The organism is Streptomyces corchorusii, assembly GCF_001514055.1.
In the GTDB taxonomy this organism is placed as follows: domain Bacteria; phylum Actinomycetota; class Actinomycetes; order Streptomycetales; family Streptomycetaceae; genus Streptomyces; species Streptomyces olivaceoviridis.
Genome location: NZ_KQ948359.1, coordinates 181,962 through 201,793 on the forward strand (window position 1 = coordinate 181,962; position 19,832 = coordinate 201,793).

The 19,832-nt window shown below is 72.7% G+C and carries 20 protein-coding genes; 10 read left to right on the forward strand and 10 right to left on the reverse strand.

The features are described 5' to 3' along the window. Positions 1 to 90: 90 nt before the first annotated feature. Positions 91 to 2,112, reverse strand: coding sequence for a beta-galactosidase (locus AQJ11_RS24275; RefSeq protein WP_059264361.1), 2,022 nt, complete (start codon positions 2,110 to 2,112; stop codon positions 91 to 93). A gap of 236 nt (positions 2,113 to 2,348) precedes the next feature. On the opposite strand from AQJ11_RS24275, the gene AQJ11_RS24280 reads away from it, so the two are divergent. The 4 genes from AQJ11_RS24280 to AQJ11_RS24295 are packed head-to-tail and all read left to right on the forward strand — an operon-like array spanning position 2,349 to position 6,518. Continuing rightward, positions 2,349 to 3,665, forward strand: a complete 1,317-nt coding sequence (locus tag AQJ11_RS24280) for an ABC transporter substrate-binding protein (protein WP_059264362.1) — start codon at positions 2,349 to 2,351, stop codon at positions 3,663 to 3,665. Next, positions 3,662 to 4,588 carry a carbohydrate ABC transporter permease gene (locus AQJ11_RS24285; protein ID WP_059264363.1) on the forward strand — a complete coding sequence of 309 codons (927 nt, stop codon included), beginning with the start codon at positions 3,662 to 3,664 and terminating at the stop codon, positions 4,586 to 4,588. Before AQJ11_RS24280 ends, AQJ11_RS24285 begins: the two co-directional genes overlap by 4 nt. Continuing rightward, on the forward strand, positions 4,585 to 5,490 hold the full coding sequence (locus AQJ11_RS24290; protein ID WP_059264364.1) for a carbohydrate ABC transporter permease: 906 nt from the start codon (positions 4,585 to 4,587) through the stop codon (positions 5,488 to 5,490). Before AQJ11_RS24285 ends, AQJ11_RS24290 begins: the two co-directional genes overlap by 4 nt. Beyond that, positions 5,487 to 6,518: a LacI family DNA-binding transcriptional regulator gene (locus AQJ11_RS24295; protein WP_059264365.1), complete on the forward strand. Its 1,032-nt coding sequence runs from the start codon at positions 5,487 to 5,489 to the stop codon at positions 6,516 to 6,518. Before AQJ11_RS24290 ends, AQJ11_RS24295 begins: the two co-directional genes overlap by 4 nt. Here the strand turns inward: AQJ11_RS24295 and AQJ11_RS24300 are convergent. Further along, positions 6,499 to 6,828, reverse strand: coding sequence for a hypothetical protein (locus AQJ11_RS24300; protein WP_059264366.1), 330 nt, complete (start codon positions 6,826 to 6,828; stop codon positions 6,499 to 6,501). The two genes, AQJ11_RS24295 and AQJ11_RS24300, sit on opposite strands and share 20 nt — an antisense overlap. Positions 6,829 to 7,409: 581 nt before the next feature. Here AQJ11_RS24300 and AQJ11_RS24305 point away from each other — a divergent pair. Beyond that, on the forward strand, positions 7,410 to 7,760 hold the full coding sequence (locus AQJ11_RS24305; protein WP_014670933.1) for a VOC family protein: 351 nt from the start codon (positions 7,410 to 7,412) through the stop codon (positions 7,758 to 7,760). Positions 7,761 to 7,833: 73 nt separating this feature from the next. Continuing rightward, positions 7,834 to 8,268, forward strand: coding sequence for a MarR family winged helix-turn-helix transcriptional regulator (locus AQJ11_RS24310; protein WP_059264367.1), 435 nt, complete (start codon positions 7,834 to 7,836; stop codon positions 8,266 to 8,268). Here the strand turns inward: AQJ11_RS24310 and pqqB are convergent. Then, positions 8,265 to 9,155, reverse strand: a complete 891-nt coding sequence (gene pqqB / locus AQJ11_RS24315; protein WP_059264510.1) for a pyrroloquinoline quinone biosynthesis protein PqqB — start codon at positions 9,153 to 9,155, stop codon at positions 8,265 to 8,267. The two genes, AQJ11_RS24310 and pqqB, sit on opposite strands and share 4 nt — an antisense overlap. Before the next feature lie 187 nt (positions 9,156 to 9,342). Then, positions 9,343 to 9,741 carry an SseB family protein gene (locus AQJ11_RS24320; protein ID WP_014670936.1) on the reverse strand — a complete coding sequence of 133 codons (399 nt, stop codon included), beginning with the start codon at positions 9,739 to 9,741 and terminating at the stop codon, positions 9,343 to 9,345. Positions 9,742 to 9,966: 225 nt separating this feature from the next. Between AQJ11_RS24320 and AQJ11_RS24325 the strand changes: the two genes are divergently transcribed. Beyond that, positions 9,967 to 11,232: an alpha-L-fucosidase gene (locus AQJ11_RS24325; protein WP_059264368.1), complete on the forward strand. Its 1,266-nt coding sequence runs from the start codon at positions 9,967 to 9,969 to the stop codon at positions 11,230 to 11,232. Between the two features lie 70 nt (positions 11,233 to 11,302). On the opposite strand, the gene AQJ11_RS24330 is transcribed toward AQJ11_RS24325, so the two are convergent. From AQJ11_RS24330 to AQJ11_RS24340, 3 genes are all read right to left on the reverse strand, one after another. Further along, entirely contained in the window at positions 11,303 to 11,890 is a 588-nt protein-coding gene (locus tag AQJ11_RS24330) for a cysteine hydrolase family protein (RefSeq protein WP_059264369.1), read from the reverse strand. Then, positions 11,887 to 13,416 carry a purine-cytosine permease family protein gene (locus AQJ11_RS24335; RefSeq protein ID WP_059264370.1) on the reverse strand — a complete coding sequence of 510 codons (1,530 nt, stop codon included), beginning with the start codon at positions 13,414 to 13,416 and terminating at the stop codon, positions 11,887 to 11,889. Before AQJ11_RS24335 ends, AQJ11_RS24330 begins: the two co-directional genes overlap by 4 nt. A gap of 88 nt (positions 13,417 to 13,504) precedes the next feature. Next, positions 13,505 to 13,828 (reverse strand): DUF2795 domain-containing protein, encoded by a 324-nt coding sequence (locus tag AQJ11_RS24340; RefSeq protein ID WP_014670940.1) that lies wholly within the window; start codon positions 13,826 to 13,828, stop codon positions 13,505 to 13,507. A gap of 256 nt (positions 13,829 to 14,084) precedes the next feature. Here AQJ11_RS24340 and AQJ11_RS24345 point away from each other — a divergent pair, with 256 nt between their 5' ends. Further along, positions 14,085 to 14,279: a DUF2795 domain-containing protein gene (locus AQJ11_RS24345; protein WP_014670942.1), complete on the forward strand. Its 195-nt coding sequence runs from the start codon at positions 14,085 to 14,087 to the stop codon at positions 14,277 to 14,279. 452 nt (positions 14,280 to 14,731) lie between these two features. Further along, positions 14,732 to 15,592, forward strand: a complete 861-nt coding sequence (locus tag AQJ11_RS24350; protein ID WP_059264371.1) for a CAP domain-containing protein — start codon at positions 14,732 to 14,734, stop codon at positions 15,590 to 15,592. A gap of 55 nt (positions 15,593 to 15,647) precedes the next feature. Here the strand turns inward: AQJ11_RS24350 and AQJ11_RS24355 are convergent, their stop codons facing one another. Together AQJ11_RS24355 and AQJ11_RS24360 are read right to left on the reverse strand one after the other, a co-directional pair. After that, positions 15,648 to 17,606, reverse strand: coding sequence for a sigma-70 family RNA polymerase sigma factor (locus tag AQJ11_RS24355; RefSeq protein WP_059264372.1), 1,959 nt, complete (start codon positions 17,604 to 17,606; stop codon positions 15,648 to 15,650). A 166-nt stretch (positions 17,607 to 17,772) separates the two neighbouring features. Next, complete coding sequence (locus AQJ11_RS24360) at positions 17,773 to 18,171, reverse strand: winged helix-turn-helix transcriptional regulator (RefSeq protein ID WP_058079410.1); 399 nt, start codon at positions 18,169 to 18,171, stop codon at positions 17,773 to 17,775. Positions 18,172 to 18,268: 97 nt separating this feature from the next. On the opposite strand from AQJ11_RS24360, the gene AQJ11_RS24365 reads away from it, so the two are divergent. Continuing rightward, the gene (locus tag AQJ11_RS24365; protein WP_059264373.1) at positions 18,269 to 19,195 is read left to right on the forward strand and encodes an alpha/beta fold hydrolase; all 927 of its coding nucleotides are present in this window, start codon (positions 18,269 to 18,271) and stop codon (positions 19,193 to 19,195) included. On the opposite strand, the gene AQJ11_RS24370 is transcribed toward AQJ11_RS24365, so the two are convergent. Beyond that, positions 19,158 to 19,784, reverse strand: a complete 627-nt coding sequence (locus AQJ11_RS24370; protein WP_059264374.1) for a DUF4232 domain-containing protein — start codon at positions 19,782 to 19,784, stop codon at positions 19,158 to 19,160. The two genes, AQJ11_RS24365 and AQJ11_RS24370, sit on opposite strands and share 38 nt — an antisense overlap. Positions 19,785 to 19,832: the final 48 nt, after the last annotated feature.

Genomic DNA, 19,832 nt, shown 5'->3' on the forward strand with positions numbered 1-19,832 from the left:
CGTGACTGGGGAGGGTGTCCTCCGGCGGGACCGGAGGAGAACCCCTCCGCCCACGGCTCTCGTGGCACGCGCGGGCGGAGGGGAGCCGGCTCAGCCGTCGAGTCGTACGACCCGGACGGCCCCCGCCGGGACCGCCAGGCGGCCCGCGGCGCGTTCGCCCGTCAGCAGTTCGGTCCCGGGCGTGTCCAGCGACACCTTGGTGTCGCCGGCGGTGTGGTTGATGACGAAGAGGTAGGTGCCCGAGTCGCCGCGGCGGCGCACGACCTCGACATCGCGGGGCAGGTCGGCGCGCGGGGCGAGACGGGCGTCGTCGGCCGCCCAGCCGATGAGCGCGTCCAGGCCCCGGGCGTCGAGGCGGGTGGAGACGTACCAGGCGGTGCCCCGGCCGAGCCGGTGCCGGGTGACGGCGGGGCGGCCCGCGGTGAGCCCGTCGGCGTAGGTCCACACGGTCTCGGCGCCGCGCGGGACCAGGAACTCCGTCCACACGTCCCCGGTCAGCTCGGAGCCGTCCGGGCCGGTCAGGCGGACCCTCTCGTCCTTGAGCAGCGGCGAGAACTCCTCCACGGTGAGCCCGAGGACATCGCGCAACGCGCCCGGGTAGGCACCCTCGTGGACGGCGTCGTGCTCGTCGACGATGCCGGAGAAGTACGACACCACCAGCGTGCCGCCGCTCCGGACGTACTCCCGGACGTTGTTCCCGGCGGCCTCCGTCATCAGGTACAGGGCCGGCACGACGACCAGGGGGTATCCGGACAGGTCGGCCTCGGGGTGGGCGAAGTCGACCGTGAGGTGGCGGTCGTAGAGCGCCTCGTAGAAGGAGTCGGCGCGCTCGCGCGGGTCGTGGTCCTCGCTGGGCCGCCAGGCGAGGTTCTGCGCCCACCAGGACTGCCAGTCCCACAGCATGGCCGCGTCGGCCTCGGTGCGGGTGCCCCGGATCTCGCTCAACGCACCCACGCGGGAACCGAGTTCGACCACCTCGCGCCAGACGCGCGTGTCGGTGCCGCCGTGCGGCAGCATCGCCGAGTGGAACTTCTCGGCGCCCCGCCGGGACTGGCGCCACTGGAAGAACATCGCGCCCTCGGAGCCGCGCGCCACGTGCGCGAGGGAGTTGCGGGCCATCTGGCCGGGGGCCTTGGCGGGGTTGCGGGGCTGCCAGTTGACGCCCGAGGTGGAGTGCTCCAGCAGCAGCCAGGGCGCGCCGCCGGCGACGGAGCGGGTGAGGTCGGCGGCCATCGCGAGGTTGACGTGGGTGCGGCGGCCGTCGGTGATCAGGTAGTGGTCGTTGGTGACGAGGTCGACCTCGCGGCCCCACGCCCAGTAGTCCATGGAGTCGCACTGGCTGAGCGCGGTCATGAAGTTGGTGGTGACCGGGACGCCCGGCGAGAGGCGGTGCAGGATGTCCCGCTCGGCGCGGAAGTTCTCCCGGATGGTGGCGTCGGCGAAGCGCTTGTAGTCGAGGGCCTGGCCCGGGTTGCCGACGGTCGGGGTGGCCCGGGGCGGGTTGATCTGCGCGAAGCCGGTGTAGCGCTGGCCCCAGAAGGCCGTGCCCCAGGCCTCGTTGACGGCGTCGACGCTGCCGTAGGTGTCCGCGAGCCAGCGACGGAAGTGGGCTGCGCAGGACTCGCAGTAACAGGCCGAGACGGGGACGCCGTACTCGTTGTGGACGTGCCACAGGGCGAGCGCCGGGTGGTCGCCGTAGCGCTCGGCGAGCCGGGTGGTGATGTTCGCGGCGGCGGCGCGGTAGTCGGCGTTGCTGTGGCAGATCGCCCCGCGTGAACCGAACTCGTAGCGCGTGCCCTCGGCGGTGACCGGCAGGGCCTCGGGGTGGGCCCGGTAGAACCAGGCGGGCGGCACCACGGTGGGCGTGCCGAGGTCCACGCGGATGCCGTTCTCTTGCAGCAGGCCGATGACCCGGTCGAGCCAGCCGAAGTCGTACTCCCCCGGCGCCGGCTCCAGCAGCGCCCAGGAGAAGATCCCGACGCTCACCATCGTGACGCCGGCCTCCCGCATCAGCCTGACGTCTTCCTGCCAGACGGATTCCGGCCACTGCTCGGGGTTGTAGTCCCCGCCGAAGGCGAGCCTGGTGAGGCCCCTGGGGCTGGTGTCCGGCATGGATCTCTCCCGGGAAATCGATCATTTGGGAACGTGCACACACACCCTCGGCGGTGCGAGGCCAACATAACCGCACAGCAACAACCATTGACAAGTGTCCGGGATGTTTCTCTACTGTGAACGCTCACAGAAGCATGGCAGGGGCTGCGGAGCCGCGAGCACCCGAGTCATGTGAACGTGCACATCTGCATGGCAGGTCCCCGCAGCGGGCGGGGACCCAGGTCAGGGGAGAAACCATGCCGCACACGAAGCGCCGTCGCCTCGTGACAACCGCCCTCGCCGTGTCCCTCGGCGCCACCGCCCTCGCCGCCTGCGGTTCCGGGGACGGCACCGAGGCCGAGTCGGGTCCCGTCTCGCTCACGTACTGGACCTGGACACCCGGCATGGACAAGGTGGTGGACCTGTGGAACGAGGGGCCGGGCAAGAAGGACCGGATCACCGTCACGGTGAAGAAGCAGGCGTCCGGCGACACGCTGATCACCAAGATCCTCACCGCGCACAAGGCGAAGAAGGCCCCCGACCTGGTGCAGGCCGAGTACCAGGCGCTGCCGACGCTGGTCAGCAATGACGCGCTGGCCGACATCTCCGACGAGGTCGACGACGTCAAGGACAAGTTCGCCGAGGGCGTCTGGCAGCAGACCACGCTCGGCACGGACGCGGTCTACGCGGTGCCGCAGGACATCGGGCCGATGATGTTCTACTACCGCGAGGACCTGTTCAAGAGGTACGGCCTGAAGGTCCCCACCACCTGGGAGCAGTTCGCCGAGACGGCCCGCCGGCTGAAGGAGAAGGCGCCGGACAAGGACCTGACCACCTTCTCCGCCGGCGACTCCGGTCTCTTCGCGGGTCTCGCCCAGCAGGCCGGCGCCAAGTGGTGGACCGCCTCCGGCGGCAAGTGGAAGGTCGGCATCGACGACGCCGCCACCCGGAAGGTCGCCGACTTCTGGGGCGGCCTGGTCAAGGAGGGCGTCATCGACAACCAGCCGATGTACACCCCGTCCTGGAACAAGGCGCTGAACACCGGCAAGCAGATCGCCTGGGTGAGCGCCGTGTGGGCGCCCGGCACCCTGACCACGGCGGCGCCGGACACCAAGGGCAAGTGGGCCATGGCCCCGCTCCCCCAGTGGTCGGCCGATCAGGACGTCACCGGCAGCTGGGGCGGTTCCTCGACGGCGGTGACCACCGACTCCGCGCACAAGGAGACCGCCGCGAAGTTCGCGGCCTGGCTGAACACCGACCACGACGCCCTGAACGCGCTGGCGAAGGAGGGCGGCATCTACCCGGCCTCCACCTCGGCCCAGCTCAGCGGCGCCTTCTCCAACCCGCCGGCGTACTTCTCCAATCAGGCGGACTTCTACACCAAGGCCGCCGGCATCGCGAAGACCACCGCGCCGTCCGCGTGGGGACCGAACGTGAACGTCGCCTACACCTCCTTCAAGGACGCCTTCGGCCCAGCCGCCAAGAACAAGTCGGACTTCACCGCCGCCCTGCGCAAGGTGCAGGACGACACGGTCGCCGACATGGAGAAGCAGGGCTTCGAGGTCGCTCGGTGAGCGGCTCCACCAGCCGGAGGCCGTACGGGGTCAAGGGGGCCCCGTACGGCTTCCTCCTCCCCGCCACGGTCCTGTTCGCCCTCTTCTTCGCGCTGCCCATCGGCTACGCGGTCTGGCTCAGCTTCCGCAAGGTGCGCGTCTCCGGGCTCGGCCTGGGGTCGGGTGCGCGGAAGGAGGTGTGGGCCGGCTTCGAGAACTACACCGGCGCCTTCCGGGACAGCGAACTGCTGCACGGCGCGCTGCGCGTGCTCGGCTACGGCTGCATCGTCGTCCCGGTGATGCTCGGCCTCGCGCTGCTGTTCGCGCTGATGCTGGACTCCGAGAAGGTGCGGCTCGCCCCGTTCTCCCGGCTCGCGATCTTCCTGCCGTACGCCGTCCCCGGCGTGGTGGCCGCGCTGCTGTGGGGCTTCCTGTACCTGCCGGACGTCAGCCCGTTCTACTTCGTGCTCGACAAGCTGGGCCTGCCGCAGCCGGACCTGCTGGACGGCGGTCCGCTCTACCTCGCCCTGTCGAACATCGCGGTCTGGGGCGGCACCGGCTTCAACATGATCGTCATCTACACCTCGTTGCGGTCCATCCCGGCCGAGGTCTACGAGGCGGCCGAGCTGGACGGCGCCACCCCGTTGCAGGTCGCGCTGCGGATCAAGATCCCGATGGTGGCGCCCTCGCTGGTGCTGACCTTCTTCTTCTCGATCATCGCGACGCTCCAGGTGTTCAACGAGCCGACCACCCTCAAGCCCCTCACCAACTCGGTCAACACGACCTGGAGCCCGCTGATGAAGGTGTACCAGGACGCCTTCGGCCGGAACGACGTCTACTCGGCGGCGGCCGAGGCCACGCTGATCGCCGTGGTCACGCTGCTGCTGTCGTTCGGCTTCCTGCGGGCCGCGAACCGCCGGAACAAACAGGAGGCAGCGGGATGAGCACCCTCGCCGTCCGCAAGGCGGCCCCGGCCGTCGGCACCACCCCGGGCACCGCGCAGGGCCCTCCGCTGCGCCGCCGGATCGCGCTGATCCCGACGGTCACGCTGCTGCTCGGCGCGGTCTACACCCTCCTCCCGGTCGCCTGGGTGGTGATCGCGTCGACGAAGTCCGGGCACGAGCTGTTCTCCACGTTCACCTTCCTGCCCGGCACCGGCTTCGCCGACAACCTCAAGGACCTGAACGCCTACCGGGGCGGGATCTACTGGGAGTGGATGGGCAACTCCGCCCTGTACGCCGGTCTCGGCGCCCTGCTGTCCGCCGCCGTCTCGGCGTTCAGCGGCTACGCGCTGGCGACCTACCGCTTCAAGGGCCGCGAGGCGATGTTCAACGTCCTGCTCGCGGGCGTCCTGATGCCGCCGGTGATCCTCGCGATCCCGCAGTACCTGCTGCTGGCGAAGGCCGACCTCACGGACTCCTACCTGTCCGTGCTGCTGCCGCAGATCCTCTCTCCGTACGGCGTCTACCTGGCCCGGATCTACGCCTCCGCCGCCGTGCCGGCCGACGTGGTCGAGGCCGGGCGGATGGACGGGGCGAGCGAGTGGCGGATCTTCACCCGGATCGCGCTGCCGATGATGATCCCCGGCATGGTCACGGTGTTCCTGTTCCAGTTCGTCGCGATCTGGAACAACTTCCTGCTGCCGTACATCATGCTCAGCGACGACGAGAGGTTCCCGCTCACGCTGGGTCTGTACACGCTGCTGGAGCAGGGCGCGAACACGCCCGCGCTGTACACCCTGGTGATCACGGGCGCGTTCCTCGCGGTGCTTCCGCTGATCGCCCTCTTCCTGGTCATCCAGCGCTTCTGGAGCCTCGATCTGCTGTCCGGGGCCGTAAAGTCATGACCATGAGCAATACGGGGGGCCGGCGCAGACCGCCGACGATCCATGACGTGGCGCGCGAGGCGGGCGTCTCGCGCGGCACCGTCTCGCGTGTGCTCAACGGCGGCCACTACGTCAGCCCCGCCGCTCAGGAGGCGGTCAACGCCGCCATCCGCAGGACCGGGTACGTCGTGAACCGGCACGCCCGTTCGCTGATCACGGGCCGCTCCGACTCGGTGGGCTTCCTGTTGACCGAGCCGCAGGAGCGGTTCTTCGAGGACCCCAACTTCAACGTCCTGCTGCGCGGTTGCACCCACGCGCTGGCCGCGCACGACGTCCCGCTGCTGCTGATGCTGGCGGGCACCGAGGACGAACGGCGGCGCATCACGCGGTACATCACCGCCGGGCACGTCGACGGGGTGCTGCTGGTCTCCAGCCACTCCGGCGATCCGGTCGCCGAGGAGCTGCGGGCGGCGGGCGTGCCGCTGGTGGCGTGCGGCAAGCCGATCGGGCTCGGCTCGAAGGTGAGTTACGTGGCCGCCGACGACCGGGACGGCGCCCGCGACATGGTCCGGCATCTGCTGTCGCTGGGGCGGCGCCGGATCGGGGTGGTCACCGGTCCGCTGGACACCCCGGGTGGTGTGGAGCGGCTCGCCGGGTACCGGGAGGTGCTCGCCGAGGCGGGCATCGCGGCCGACGAGCGGCTCGTCGTCCCCGGCGACTACAGCCGGGCCAGCGGTGAGGCGGGCGCGGAGCGGCTGCTGGCGCAGGCGCCGGACGTGGACGCCGTGTTCGTCGCCTCCGACCTGATGGCGCAGGGGGTGCTGGCGGCCCTGCACCGGGCCGGGAAGCGGGTGCCCGAGGACATCGCCGTCGGCGGTTTCGACGACTCGCCGGCGGCGACCGCCGCCACCCCTGCGCTCACCACCATCCGGCAGCCGTGGGACCGGATCAGCAACGAGATGGTGCGGGTGCTGCTCGCCCAGATCGGCGGTGAGGACCCGGCGGCGGTGATCCTGCCGACCGAGCTGGTCAAGCGCGACTCGACATGACGCCGGGTGCGCTCCGGCGCACCTCCCGGCAGGTGACCCGCGGCGACGCGCCGTACGGCAGCACGGCGGTCCGCGCGCCGGTGACGGTGCCGTCCAGGCACAGGTGCCCGCCCATGATCCGCAGGTCGAGCGTGAAGCCCACCCTGCCTGCGGACCGGCGGGGACCGTCGACGCGCTCGTCGAGGTAACCGAGGCCGCGCAACGCTTCCCCGACCTGGTCGGGGGTGGGATCGGGCGTCTTCTCCAGGGCGTCGGTGATCCGGCGGGTGTGGGCGCGGGCCGCGCACTTCTCGACGCCGCTCAGTGCCACTTCCGCACGGGGGTTCGCGGGGGCCGGTGGCGTCCGGGGCCGGTGGGGTGCTGGGGAGCGCGGGCAGGGGGGTGGGCGCGGTCCTCGGCCGTCCCGGCTCGGACGGCTCGGGCGCGACGGTGGCCGGCGCCTGCGGCACGCACGGCTCCTCGACGGAGTCGAGCAGTTCCATGAACTCGATGAACTCGGGGCCCTCCGAGGGTGTGCGGGCCGCCACGGACCGGCTGCCGGCGCCGTCCTTCCCCTCCTGCTCACCGCCCCCTCGTTCGCTGCGCACGCGGCGAGGAGCACCGCGCACAGGGCGAGCGGCACCGCGCGGCTGCCGACGCGGGTGAGCCGAGCCGGGCGCGCGGCTCGGGTACGTGTGCTGGAGAGTGGCTTCATGTCGGCAGTCTCGGACGCGTGCGGCTCCCCGGCATGAGCACGGCTGCTCAGGTACGGCGCCCAGGTGAGCGTGCGGCGTTCCGGCGGGGCGTCGCCGGAAGCGGTCAGGATCGGAGAAGCCGCGGCGGGCTCCCCGGCCCTAGTTTGAGAGCACCGACGAGAACCGTCGGGTCCCGCCTCTCGAAGGAGTGAGCACCATGACCGCCGGCCTCCAGACGATCATCTACCCGGTGAAGGACCTGGACCGCGCCAAGGCCCTGTTCGGCGCGCTGCTGGGCGTCGAGCCGTACGCGGACGAGCCGTACTACGTCGGTTTCAAGGCCGCCGGCCAGGACGTCGGCCTGGACCCGAACGGGCACGCCAAGGGCATGACCGGGCCGGTGCCGTACTGGCACGTGACGGATCTGCGGGAGCGGCTCGCGGCGCTGCTGGCGGCGGGCGCCGAGCTGCTCCAGGACGCGCAGGACGTCGGCGGCGGCCGGCTGATCGCCTTCGTGCGGGACCCCGACGGCAACCTCGTGGGGCTGCTCCAGGACCCGGCGGCCTGACCTCGCCACGACCCCCGCCCCGCGCACTAGTTGCACACTCAACGATTGGCTGGATCGGTGCTACCGTGCCGGTATGGCAGGCACGACGGCCGAGACCCGGCTCGAAGAACGCTGGCGGGACATCCTCGCGGTCCACGCGCGCACGATGTGCGAGATCGACCGCGCCCTGCATCCGCACGGACTGGGCGCCAGCGACTTCGAGGTGCTGGACATCCTGGCGGCGGAGTCGCCCCGGCAGGGTGACCAGTGCCGGGTGCAGAACCTGGTCGGCCGGGTGCACCTCAGCCAGAGCGCGCTGTCCCGGCTCATCGGCCGGCTGGAGAAGGACGGCCTGGTGGAGCGCTCGGTGTGCGCGGAGGACCGGCGCGGGGTGTGGGTGGCGCTCACCCCCAAGGGCCGGGCCCTGCACGCCGAGGTGCTGCCGGTGCAGCGGACGGTCCTGCGGCGGATGCTGACCGGGCAGGAAGGCCCGGAACACGGGGCCCGCCCCGGGGAACCGGCCGTCTAGACCACCAGCTCCGTCCCGTCCGGCAGGATCTCGGCGCCGTATGCGGCCACGCGCGCGCGTGCGGGTGAGGCGGGGTCGAGGAGCGGGTTGGTGTTGTTGAGGTGGGTGTAGATCCGGCGGGCGCCGGGATGTCGGGCCAGCGCGGCGAGGGAGCCCTGGGGACCGGTAACCGGCAGGTGGCCCATGGCGGCCTGCCCGGCGCCGGAGCGCACCGCCGTGCCCATCTCGTCGGCGGCGAAGAAGGTGCCGTCCAGCAGGACGCAGTCGGCCTCGGCGCACAGCCCGTCCAGGACGGGGCTCCAGGCGCCGACGCAGGGCGCGTACACCAGCACTCCCCCGGTGGCCAGGTCCTCGATGCGGTACGCCGTCACCCAGGGTCCCGACGGCGTGGACGCCTGGTCCGGTACGTACTTCGGGACCTTCTCCCCCACCGGATGGGTGGTCACCACGAGTCCGCCGGCCAGCACGAAGCCGCCGTCGGCCAGGCTGTCGGCCCACTCCCACGGGGCGTAGCGGTCCAGCGCGGCGCGGGCGGGGGCGAGAGCGCCGTGCACCGGGGGCGCGGCGTAGATCTTCAGGCCCGCCGCCCCGCGCAGCTCGGTCAGGCCCGTCGCATGGTCGGCCTCGGCGTCGGTGAGCAGCACTCCGCGCACCGGGGTGTCCCGGGGTCCGGGGCCGGGCCACAGGGCCCGGGTCGCGGCGAGCTGCGTCCGCAGGTCGGGAGACGCGTTCAGCAGCCACCAGTCGCGGCCGTTGCCGGTGACGGCGGCGCAGTCCTGTGTGCGGGAGGGCAGCCTGCCGTCCCGGGCCGCGGCGCACAGCGCGCAGGCGCAGTTCCACTGTGGGAAGCCGCCCCCGGCGGCGGTGCCCAGCAGGACGACCTTCACGACCATCGGCTCCTTCGCGCTCGCCCGGCTCTCGTCCCCCGCTGGGATCTTCCCGCCGGAAGGGCCGGTGACCACCGGCGCCGGGGAGCACTTCCGGCCGTAGGGGACGGGAACGCCTTGTTTCGCGCGCGGGTGTGCGCGGTGTGGGGGCGTGCGCGGGGCTCGTGCGCCCCTCAGGGGCGCCGTATCACCGGACCAGCAGAGTGCGCACCCCCTGTGAGGTGAGGGTCAGCCCGTGCGCGGAGCTGCCGTCGATGGCCAGGGAGAGCTCCCCCTCGGGCCACTGGGCGGCGAGCGCGCCGAGCGGGATCAGGCGGTAGCGCGAGACGAACGGCAGCAGCTCGGCCATCTCGCCCTCCGTGGTGAAGACCGGGACGACCGGGTCGCCCCCGGGCTGTTCCAGGACGGGCAGGGCCACCGTCGAGGCGTCGGCGCCTTCTCCGTCCACCGCGTCGTCCGGTACGGGGACGAGTACGTCACTGTGGGCGAGGGTGTCCAGGGCGGCCTGGTCCTCGGCGTTCTCGGCCAGCGCGTCCAGTGCCTGCTGGGCCGGCGTCGGCTGGGCGTCGTGTGCGGGTGTCTCCATGGCTGATCCCCAGGTAGCGGTACGGGCCGTCCGGGCGGGCTGGTGCCCGGACGGGCTCCCGCCTCGCGTACCCGGTGGGGTCCCCGGCATGCGTGGGGATCGGCGGGAGGTCCGGTGACGAGTCGGTGGACCGTGCGGCGGGCGCGCAACGACCAGGTGGGCACCGGAGGGACCAGTACCGCTGATCGGCACCCGCGCCCGCGCGTCCCGCTCTAGCGTGGCCGCATGCCGATGCAAGCCTGGTTCCGCGACGCCAAGCTGGGGATCTTCGTCCACTGGGGCGTCTACGCGGTGGACGGAGTCCCGGAGTCCTGGTCCTTCTACACCGGTCAGGTGCCCCACGAGCAGTACATGAGGCAGTTGGACGGCTTCACCGCGGCCCGTTACGACCCGCGCGCGTGGGCGGACCTGTTCGTCCGGGCCGGTGCCCGCTACGCCGTTCTCACCGCCCGGCACCACGACGGTGTGGCCCTGTGGGACACCGCCCACGGGGAGCTGGACGTGGTGCGGCGGACCCCGGCGGGACGTGACCTGATCGCCGGGTACGCCGACGCGCTGCGCGAGCGCGGCCTGCGGGTGGGGCTGTACTACTCCCACTCGGACTGGAACCACCCCGACTACGCCACCGTCCGCCATCCCGAGCCGGACGAGGAGCCCGCGAACCCGTACGCGCACGCCCGGCCGGGCACCGAGGACCCGGCGGCCTGGGCGCGGTACCTCGCCTACCGGGACGGCCAGGTCGGCGAGCTGGTCGACCGGTTCCGCCCGGACCTGCTGTGGTTCGACGGCGAGTGGGAGCGCACCGAGGAGCAGTGGGGCCTGGACGCGCTGGCCGCCCGGATCCTGGCCGGGAATCCGGAGACGGTCCTGAACGCGCGCATGCTGAGCCACGGCGACTACGCCACGCCGGAACAGGGCGTGCCGCTCCGGGCTCCCGAGGGGCCGTGGGAGCTGTGCCTCACGGTGAACGACTCGTGGGGCTTCCAGCATCACGACCACCACCACAAGTCGGTGCGTCAGCTGGTGCGCTACTTCACGGAGACGATCGGTGCGGGCGGCAATCTGCTGCTGGACGTGGGCCCGCGCGAGGACGGCACGATCCCGGCGGAGCAGGCGGAGCGGCTGGAGGGACTCGGGGCGTGGATCGCCCGGCACGCCGACGCGGTGTACGGCACGGCCGCCGGTCTGCCTCCGGGGCACCACTACGGTCCGAGCACCCTGTCGGCCGACCGGCGCACGCTGTACCTCGTCTGCTTCGACGTCCCGCGCGAGACGGTGTCGGTGCGCGGGCTGCGCAACCGGGTCCGCCGGGTGACCGTGCTGGGCAGCGGCGCCGAGCTGGACCACCGGGTCACCGGCGGGCTGCACGACGTACCGGGCGTGACCTGGCTCGACGCGCCGGCGCCGGAGGACGTGGACGAGTACGCCACGGTGCTCGCCGTCGAACTGGACGGGGAGCTGGACCTCTACCGGGGTACGGGGCGCACCTGACGCGGAGGGCACCCGCCCCGGACGCTCGCCGGGCAGCCGCCCATCCGCCGGCGCTCGGGCGGGACGCCGGTCATGGCCCGGCCTGCGCGAGCAGGTCGTCGAGGGTGGTGACCCGGACCAGCGGCCGGTACAGCTCCATGATCTGAAGGGCCTTGACGTGGGAGTCGTCGTCCACGCCGGCGCAGGCGTCCGCCACGACGAGCACCTCCGTGCCGGCGTCCGCGGCGGCGAGGGCGGTGGAGAGCACGCAGCATTCGGTGCTGACGCCGGCCAGCACCAGGCGGCCCTCGGGGGCGGTGCGGGCGGCGAGCTCGGGGGTCCATTTGCCGAAGGTGGCGGCGTCCACGACGTGGTCCGCGAGGCCGGCGAACTCGTCGGTCAGCGCCCAGAGTCCGGCGTCCGGGGGCCGGCGGGCGAAGGGCCACCGGTCGTAGTAGGCGCGCCAGGCGCCGGCCGGCCGCTGCGGGGCCAGGAAGCGGGTGAAGGTGACACGGCCGGCGAAGGCCGGCAGCAGGGCGCGTACGCCGGCTGCCGCGTCGGCGTATCCGGGGGTGGCCCAGGGGCTCGCCGGGTCGGCGAACACGCGCTGCATGTCGATGACGGCCAGATGTCCGGGGCTCCCGCGGCGGGTCCGGGCGCCGGGGTGTCCGGCGCTCACTGGTTCAGCACCCCGTCGTCGAGCGCCGGGCTCGGTTCCCGGGCCTCCTGGGAGCGGACCCGGGCCCGGCCCGACAGCAGCGTGCCGAGGAAGGCGAGGCCCAGGGCGACGAGGACGCCCAGGTTGGCGTAGGCCCAGGCACCGGTCCTGCCGCCGAGACCGAACGGCTCCAGCAGGTAGCCCTGCCAGGTCAGCCAGCGCGCGGCACCGTTGGTGACCAGGCCCCAGCCGACGGCCGTGGCGGCGAGGGTGAGGACCAGCGGGCGGAGGGGGATGTCGCCGTAGCGGCCGTGCGGGCGGAACAGGTCGCCGTCGTCGTAGTCGCGGCGGCGCAGGGCCAGGTCGGCGAGCATGACGCCGGCCCAGGCGGCGATGGGCACACCGAGGGTGGTGAGGAAGCCCATGAACTGGGCGAGGAAGGTGTCGGCGAAGAACACGATGTAGACCGCGCCGGCGATCATCAGCACGCCATCGAAGAAGGCGGCCAGATAGCGGGGCACCCGCAGGCCGGCGGAGAGCAGGGCCAGGCCGGAGGAGTAGATGTCGAGGACGGCGCCGCCGACCAGGCCGAGGACGGCGACCAGGGCGAACGGCACCAGGAACCAGGTCGGCAGGAGCGTGGCAAGCGCCCCGATCGGATCGGCCGCGACGGCCGTGCTCAGCTCCGCGGAGGAACCGGCCAGCAGCAGGCCGAAGACCAGCAGGAGGAGCGGGGCCAGGGAGGCGCCGAAGGCCGTCCAGCCGATCACGCCCCGGCTGGAGGAGTCGCGGGGCAGGTAGCGGGAGTAGTCGGCGGCGGCGTTGACCCAGCCGAGGCCGAAGCCGGTCATCATGAACACCAGCGCGCCGATGAACTCCTGCGCCGAGCCCGCCGGGATGGCCTCGACCGTGCTCCAGTGGACGTGGTCGGCGACGAGGACGACGTAGACGATCGTGAGCACGCCGGTGACGACGGTGATCCAGGTCTGCAACCGCATGATCAGGTCGAAGCCCATGACCCCGCCGACGACGGTCAGGGCCGCCACCACCAGGAGGGCGACCGCCTTGGTCTCGGTGCCGCCGCCCCAGCCCAGGCTGTCGAAGACGGTCGCGGTGGCCAGCGTGGCGAGCGCGGTGAGGACGGTCTCCCAGCCGACGGTGAGCATCCAGGAGATCACGGACGGCAGCCGGTTGCCGCGCACGCCGTAGGCGGCGCGGCTGAGCACCATGGTGGGGGCCGAGCCGCGCTTCCCGGCGACCGCGACGAAGCCGCAGAGCAGGAACGACACGGCGATGCCGAGCACGCCTGAGACGAGGGCCTGCCAGAAGGAGATGCCGAAGCCGAACGCGAAGGCGCCGTAGCTGAGTCCGAGCACGGAGACATTGGCCCCGAACCAGGGCCAGAACAGGGAGCGCGGGGTGCCCCGGCGCTCCGAGTCCGCGATCACGTCGAGCCCGTGCGTCTCGACCTGGAGGGGACGGCCGGTGGCTCCGCCGTCCCGAGGGCCGGTGGCTCCGCCGTCGAGAGGGTCGTGCGGATGCGTCATCGCCAGGCCACCTGCCCTACCTGTCCGAACGTGTTCGATCACGCTAGGTCTGCCCTCGGGGGCGTCGGGGCAAGCCCGGTTCCACCGGTCAGCGGTCGAACTCCTCCTGGATCGGGGTCTTCGGCTCCTCCCGCAGGTGCTGGGAGAGTCCCGGCTTGCCGCCCTGGCGTGCCTGTTCCGCCCGCTGGGTGGCGTTGGTGCCGAGGTCCGAGTCCGGGTCCACGCGGACCGACCTCGCCACGTCCGCGCGGTTGGTGTACTCCTCGGCGGGGATGCCGCGCAGGGCCTTCACGACCTCCTCGGAGGCTCCCGCCTCCCGCGCGGCCGAGACCAGCCGGTCCTTGTCGGCCGGGTAGGTCACGTCCTTCAGTGCGTCCAGCACCTCGGGAACGCTGGTGTGTGCCGTGCCCATGACGCCTCCTTACGTGTCGTCGCTCTCGTCTGTGGTCTCGTCCGTCGTCTCGTCGGCGGGGTCCTCTCCTTCCACCTGTGCTCTCGGTCCTCTGACGCGTGCGCGCTGTTCCGGAGCCCCGGGTACCCGTGCGGGCCGGGACCCATCACCCGCGGAATCTCTGAATCCGCTTCCGTCGGATGGGTACCTGAGCAGTCCGGCGCAGCATGCGGCGCCGGCCCGATGACCCTCAACCAACTCACCGCCTGGAGGAGCCATGGCGGGTATCACCCCACCTGACCTGCAGAAAGCCCTGTCGGGCGCGGATTACCCGGCCACTTCCGACCAGCTTCGGAAGGTCGCCGAGAACAATCACGCGCCCAAGGAGATCACCGAGCGGATCTCTCACCTCGGGAAGAAGAAGTTCGAGAACCCCGCCGAGGTCAGCAAGGCCGTCTTCCAGAACGAGTGACGGCGACCGGACACGGATGCGCGGCGGCCGGAGACTTCTGCTCCGGCCGCCGCGCGATGGTCAGCGGGGCACCGGTCTGTTGCGCGGCCTGTACAGCACGGCGACCCGGCAAGCGGTGACATCCGTCACAGTGGAGTCGGCCACTAGGCGGGACGGATAGTAGGCGCCGCTCCCACGACATATGGGATTTGTCCGGCTTGCCGTGGGCACGCGTGACGGTTCGAGCGAAGGCACGCGTGCCGCTCGACGCCTCGCCTCTTCTGCCGCGGTGAACACGCTTCTGACTGATCGTTAGCATTTCGCAAACGTCGCGGTCGCGAAGTCGGCATCTCCGGGCCCGTCTGACAAGGCCCATGCGCGCCTACGAGGCGAGATAGGAGAAGCGCCCTTTGCACTCGGTGTGAAGCCCTCTTGAGAATGAGCGCTCCGCGATCACCGAGTGAGGTTGACGTATGGGCCAGCACCGCAAGTCCAAGCACTACCGGCGAATAGTCGTCACCGCCGCCGCCGTCGGCGCCGTGGGCGTGCCGTCCGTCGCCCTGGCCTGTTCCGAGTGGCCGTCCGGCACGGACGTCCCGGCGCAGACCACCGCGACGAGCGCACCCGTGGGGCAGTGGCAGTACGTGCCCAGAGATCACGACAGCAACGCCTACGCCACCGGAGCGCCATTGACCAGCGCGCCGGAGACCGCCGTGCCGCCCACGCCCCGGGCCACGACGCATCAGGCGACCCGGCCGAGCACGCCTTGGCACGCCAAGCAGAACGCGCCCTCGCAGAAGAAGGCCGTGGCCCACCAGGCCGGGCGGACCGCAGCGCCCAGCACCCCTGAGGCCGCCGCCCCCGCCGCCCCCGCCCCCGCCTCGACCGCCACCGCGACCGCGCCCGCGCCCGCGGCCTCCACCGCGCCGAGCAGCCCGGCACCCACCGCCACGGCGTCCGGGGTCACCGCCGACATCGTGCGGCTCGTGAACGCCGAGCGCGCCAAGGCCGGTTGCCAGCCCCTGACCCTCAACTCGACGCTGACCAAGGCCGCGCAGGCCCACAGCGACGACATGGCGGCCCACCAGAACATGTCGCACACCGGGTCCGACGGCTCGTCCCCGGGCGACCGCATCACGCGGGCCGGTTACACCTGGAGCAGCTACGGCGAGAACGTCGCCTACGGCTACAGCACGGCGGACCAGGTCATGGCGGGGTGGATGTCCAGCCCGGGCCACCGGGCCAACATCCTCAACTGCGGGTTCAAGGAGATCGGCGTCGGTCTCGCCCAGCCCGGCAGCTACTGGACCCAGGACTTCGGCACGTCCCGCTGAGCGTCCGCCCCGCCGACGGCGTACCCCGGGCGGTGTTCCCCGACCTGACCGGGCCTCAGAGCCTGGCGCCGAAGGCCTGGGTCCACCAGGGGCCGCCCGAGCCGTCGTGGACGCCCACGCCGATGTCCTTGAACGCGCAGTTCAGGATGTTGGCGCGGTGGCCGGGGCTGTTCATCCAGGAGTCCATCACCGCCTGCGGGGTCCGCTGGCCCTTCGCGATGTTCTCGCCGTACGTGGACCAGCGGTAGCCCGCGGCGGTGATGCGCTCGCCGGGGCCGGCGCCGTCCGGGTCGGTGTGGTCGAAGAAGCCGCGGGCGGCCATGTCGTCGGAGTGGCCCTGGGCGGCCTTGTCCAGTTGGGGGTCCTCGGTGACCGGGCCGCATCCGGCGGCGGCGCGTTCCTTGTTCACCAGCGCGACCACTTGGGCCACCGTGCCGGTGGGCGCCGGCTGCGCCTGCGGGGTACGGGAGGCACGCGCAGTCGTGGGCGCGGCCGGCTCGGCCCGGGGAGTGGCGCTCTTCCGCGTGGGGCGGGGGCTCTTGGAGGCGCTCGGCTTCTTCTTCGTGGGGGACGGGGACGGCGACGCCGACGCCGAAGCCGAGGGCGACGAGGAGGTCTCGACGGCGCTGGGTTCCGCGAGGTCCACGACGGGGGCACCGGCGGTCCGCGCGGCGGTCGCCTCCCTGGTCTCCGCCGGTCCCGAGTCGGTGCCGAAGTACCAGAGGCCGCCGCCGGCCACACAGGCCGCCACCACGGCACCCCCGACGGCCCGGCGCCGGACCCGCCGCCGTCGCCGCGCCTCGCCGCGCCCGTTCGTACGACGGCGAGAGGCCGCCCGGAGCCCGACGGGGGCGGCGGGGTCGCTGCCGCCGACGCCTGCTCCGGTGCTGCCGCCGTCCGCCTGGGCCGCATCCGGCTCCGGCTCAGCGTTGCCTGGATACGGCTTGACGCTGCCTGGATACTCAAAGGTGCCGTGATCCGACCCGAAGGTCCCGTCTCCCGACCCGAAGGCCCCCTGGTCCGAACCCGTGGCACCCAGGTCCGAACCCACGGCGCCCTGGCCGGCCCCGGCGGCGCCATGGCCCGGTTCCGTCGTCCCGTGATCCCACCCGGCCGTGCACCCGTCCGACCCGGCCGTGCCGTAACCCGGCCCGCCGGCACCCGCGTTCGTGTCCGCGCCCAGGTGGGCCGGCTGCGGAGCGGCTCCCGCGGTCAGGGTGGCCGTCGCCGAGCGTGTCCTCGCGAGGAGGGTCGACGACACCGCGACCAGCGCCAACCCGGCCAGCAGCCCCTCCGCCGGCAGCAGGCCGCTCCACAGGCCGCCGCAGCGCGGGCACGCGCGGGCGTGCCGGGCTATTCGCTTGCGCCACAGGGCGGAGGGCAGGCCGTCCCAGGAGGCCAGCACGGTGCGCAGCTCCTCGCAGGCAGGCCGCGTGTCCAGCGCCCGTACCACCACCCGGGCCGCCTCCAGCCGCGCCTTCATCCGCTGCACCCGTACCGCCGTGTGCTGCGGCGACACCCCGAGGGCCGCGGCGACCTCCGCCCGGGTCAGCTCACCGGCGCACTCCAGCCACCACAGCGAGAGCACCTCCCGGTCGTCCGGCTCCAGCCAGCGCGTGGCGCGCGCGGTCTCCTGGCGCTGGCCGGAGAGCTGGAGCCGGACGATGGCCAGGTCCACGAAGTCGGCGCCGGGGTCGGCGACGTCGCCGCTCTCCTCCACGGCGGCCGGGGCGAGTCGGCGGTCCTGCCAGTGCGCCCGGACCCGGTTCATCGCGATGGCCACGAGCCAGGAGCGGAAGCTCTCCGGGGTCCGCAGGTCGCCCAGCGAGCCGAGGGCCCGGAGCATGGTCTCCTGGACCACGTCGTCGACGTCGACCGAACCGTTCAGGGCCCGCCCCACGATGTTGTACACCAGCGGGAGGTAGGCGCCGACCAGGGCGTCCCGGGCCGCCGGGTCCCCCGCTCGGGCGGCGTTCACCAGTGCCGCCGGATCCACCGTGTGCTGTGTCCTCATCAGAGCTTCCCTGTCCTCGACGCCGAACGATGCTGTCCGTTACCTGGGAGACCGCTCGGTGCGGTGCCGATAACAGTTCTTCGGAAAATCGTTCGACGGGAGACTCACAGGACCGGCGCGACGGCCGCAAGGGAGGAGATCACACCGTGGCGGACCCTGGCCCGGTTCAGGCGTCCTGACCGCCGGTCAGCTCGTTCGCCCGGTCGACCTCGGCCATGTGCTCCTCGGCCCAGTTCCGGACGGCTGCGAGAACGGTTTCGAGGGACAGTCCGAGTTCGGTGAGGCGGTAGTGCACGGCGGGCGGCACGGTGGGTTCCACCCTGCGCGCGACCAGGCCGTCCCGCACCAGGTTCCGCAGGGTCACCGACAGCATCTTCTGGGAGACGCCGGGCATCCGGCGCAGCAGCTCGGCGAAGCGCACCTCCCCGGGGGACGCCTCCGCCAGCACCTTCACCGCCATCGACGTCCATTTCGTACCGATCCGGTCGAGCAGCCGACGGGTCGGGCACGCGGGGTCGAACAGGTCACCGCGCGGGGCGGTGGTGCCCTTGGCCTGGGAGGTCACCTGAAGCTCACCACCTGACGGGGAAGTGCGGTCTGGTGGGGCCCAGGTTAGTTACCTACCGTTCTCTTGTCACCATCGGTTACCCAAGGGATCGCCCATGACCGTCTCCCCCGTCCCCGGCGTGCGGCTGCGCCGGGTCACCGTCAACGGCGTCGGACTCTCCGTCGCCACGGCCGGTCAGGGGCCGGCCGTCCTGCTGCTGCACGGCTTCCCGCACACCTGGCGGCTGTGGACCGAGGTCATCGGCCCGCTGGCCCGCCGGTACCGGGTGATCGCGCCGGACCTGCGGGGGTTCGGTGACAGCGACCGGCCCACGGACGGTTACGACGCCGGGACCCTCGCCGCCGACGCCGCGGGCCTGCTGGAGGCGCTCGACGCCGGTCCGGCCGCCGTGGTCGGCATCGACCTGGGCACCCCGCCCGCCTTCCTGCTGGCCATGCGGCGGCCCGGACTGGTACGGCGGCTGGTGCTGATGGAGTCGTTGCTGGGCGACCTCCCGGGTGCCGAGGAGTTCCTGGCCGGCGGTCCGCCGTGGTGGTTCGGCTTCCACGCGGAACCCGGCCTGGCGGAGACCGTGCTCGCCGGCCGCGAGGAGGCGTACATCGGCTGGTTCCTGGACCGCGGCACGCTCGGCCGGGGCGTGCGGCCGGACGTCCGTGCCGAGTTCGTTCGCGCCTACACCGGGACCGGGGCGCTGCGTGCCGCGTTCGGCGCGTACCGGGCCATGCCCACCGGTGCACGGCAGATCCGCGAGGCCGTGGCCGGTGCCCGCCTCACCGTGCCCGCGCTGACCATCGGCGCCCACCCGGTGGGCCGCGCGCTGGAACACCAACTGCGGCCCTACGCCGACCGGTTGACGGGCCACGTGATCCCGGACTGCGGCCACATCATCCCGCTGGACCGCCCGGGCGCGCTGCTGCGCCTGTGGGAGCCGTTCCTCGACGCGGACGCAGAGCCGTACGGCCGGCGAGCGGACGAGGACGCACTCAGGAGGGACGCGTCGCCGACACCGCCGTCACCGTGACCTTGTTGTCGCACTCGGTGATCTCCCCCTCGACGAGGGCCACTTGGTGCTTCCCCGCGCCGGGCAGGCCGACCACCAGGCTCGGGAACATGCCGGGCGCGGCGCCAGAGACGCAGTACCCGTCCGCCCCGCCCCGCACCGGGACGAACGTCAGCTTCACCCATGCCCTGCCGCCCGGCGCGACCCGCACCGGGGCCGCACTGCCCTGGCGGGTCACCTTCAGCGGGAGGTTGCGCTCCGGGGAGCCGTTGCCGGCCACAGCCACCGTCGGGTGGCCCCGCACCACGCACGCCCGCGCGGAGACGTTGGTGAACTCGACGATCGCCGCTCCGGTGCCCGCGCCCGGGGGCCGCTGGGCGGCCTGGTACGCCGTCGCCTCCCATGCCTCCGGTGTGCAGGCCGGTGCCCTGGAAGCGGGGGCCGTGCCGGTCGGGGCCGCCTCCGCCGAGGTGGCGCCCGCCGTCCGGGCGCTCGCCGTCTGGACACTCGCCGTCTGGGCGCTCGCCGTCTGGGCGGCCACCGGCGGCAGGGTGACGACGATGGCGGTCAGAGCCGCCGCGGTGACGCGGGTGCTGTGTCGGTCGCGCATGGGATTCCCCCGGTTGTCCGCGGTACGTGGTCGGGGCGTCCGCCGCGG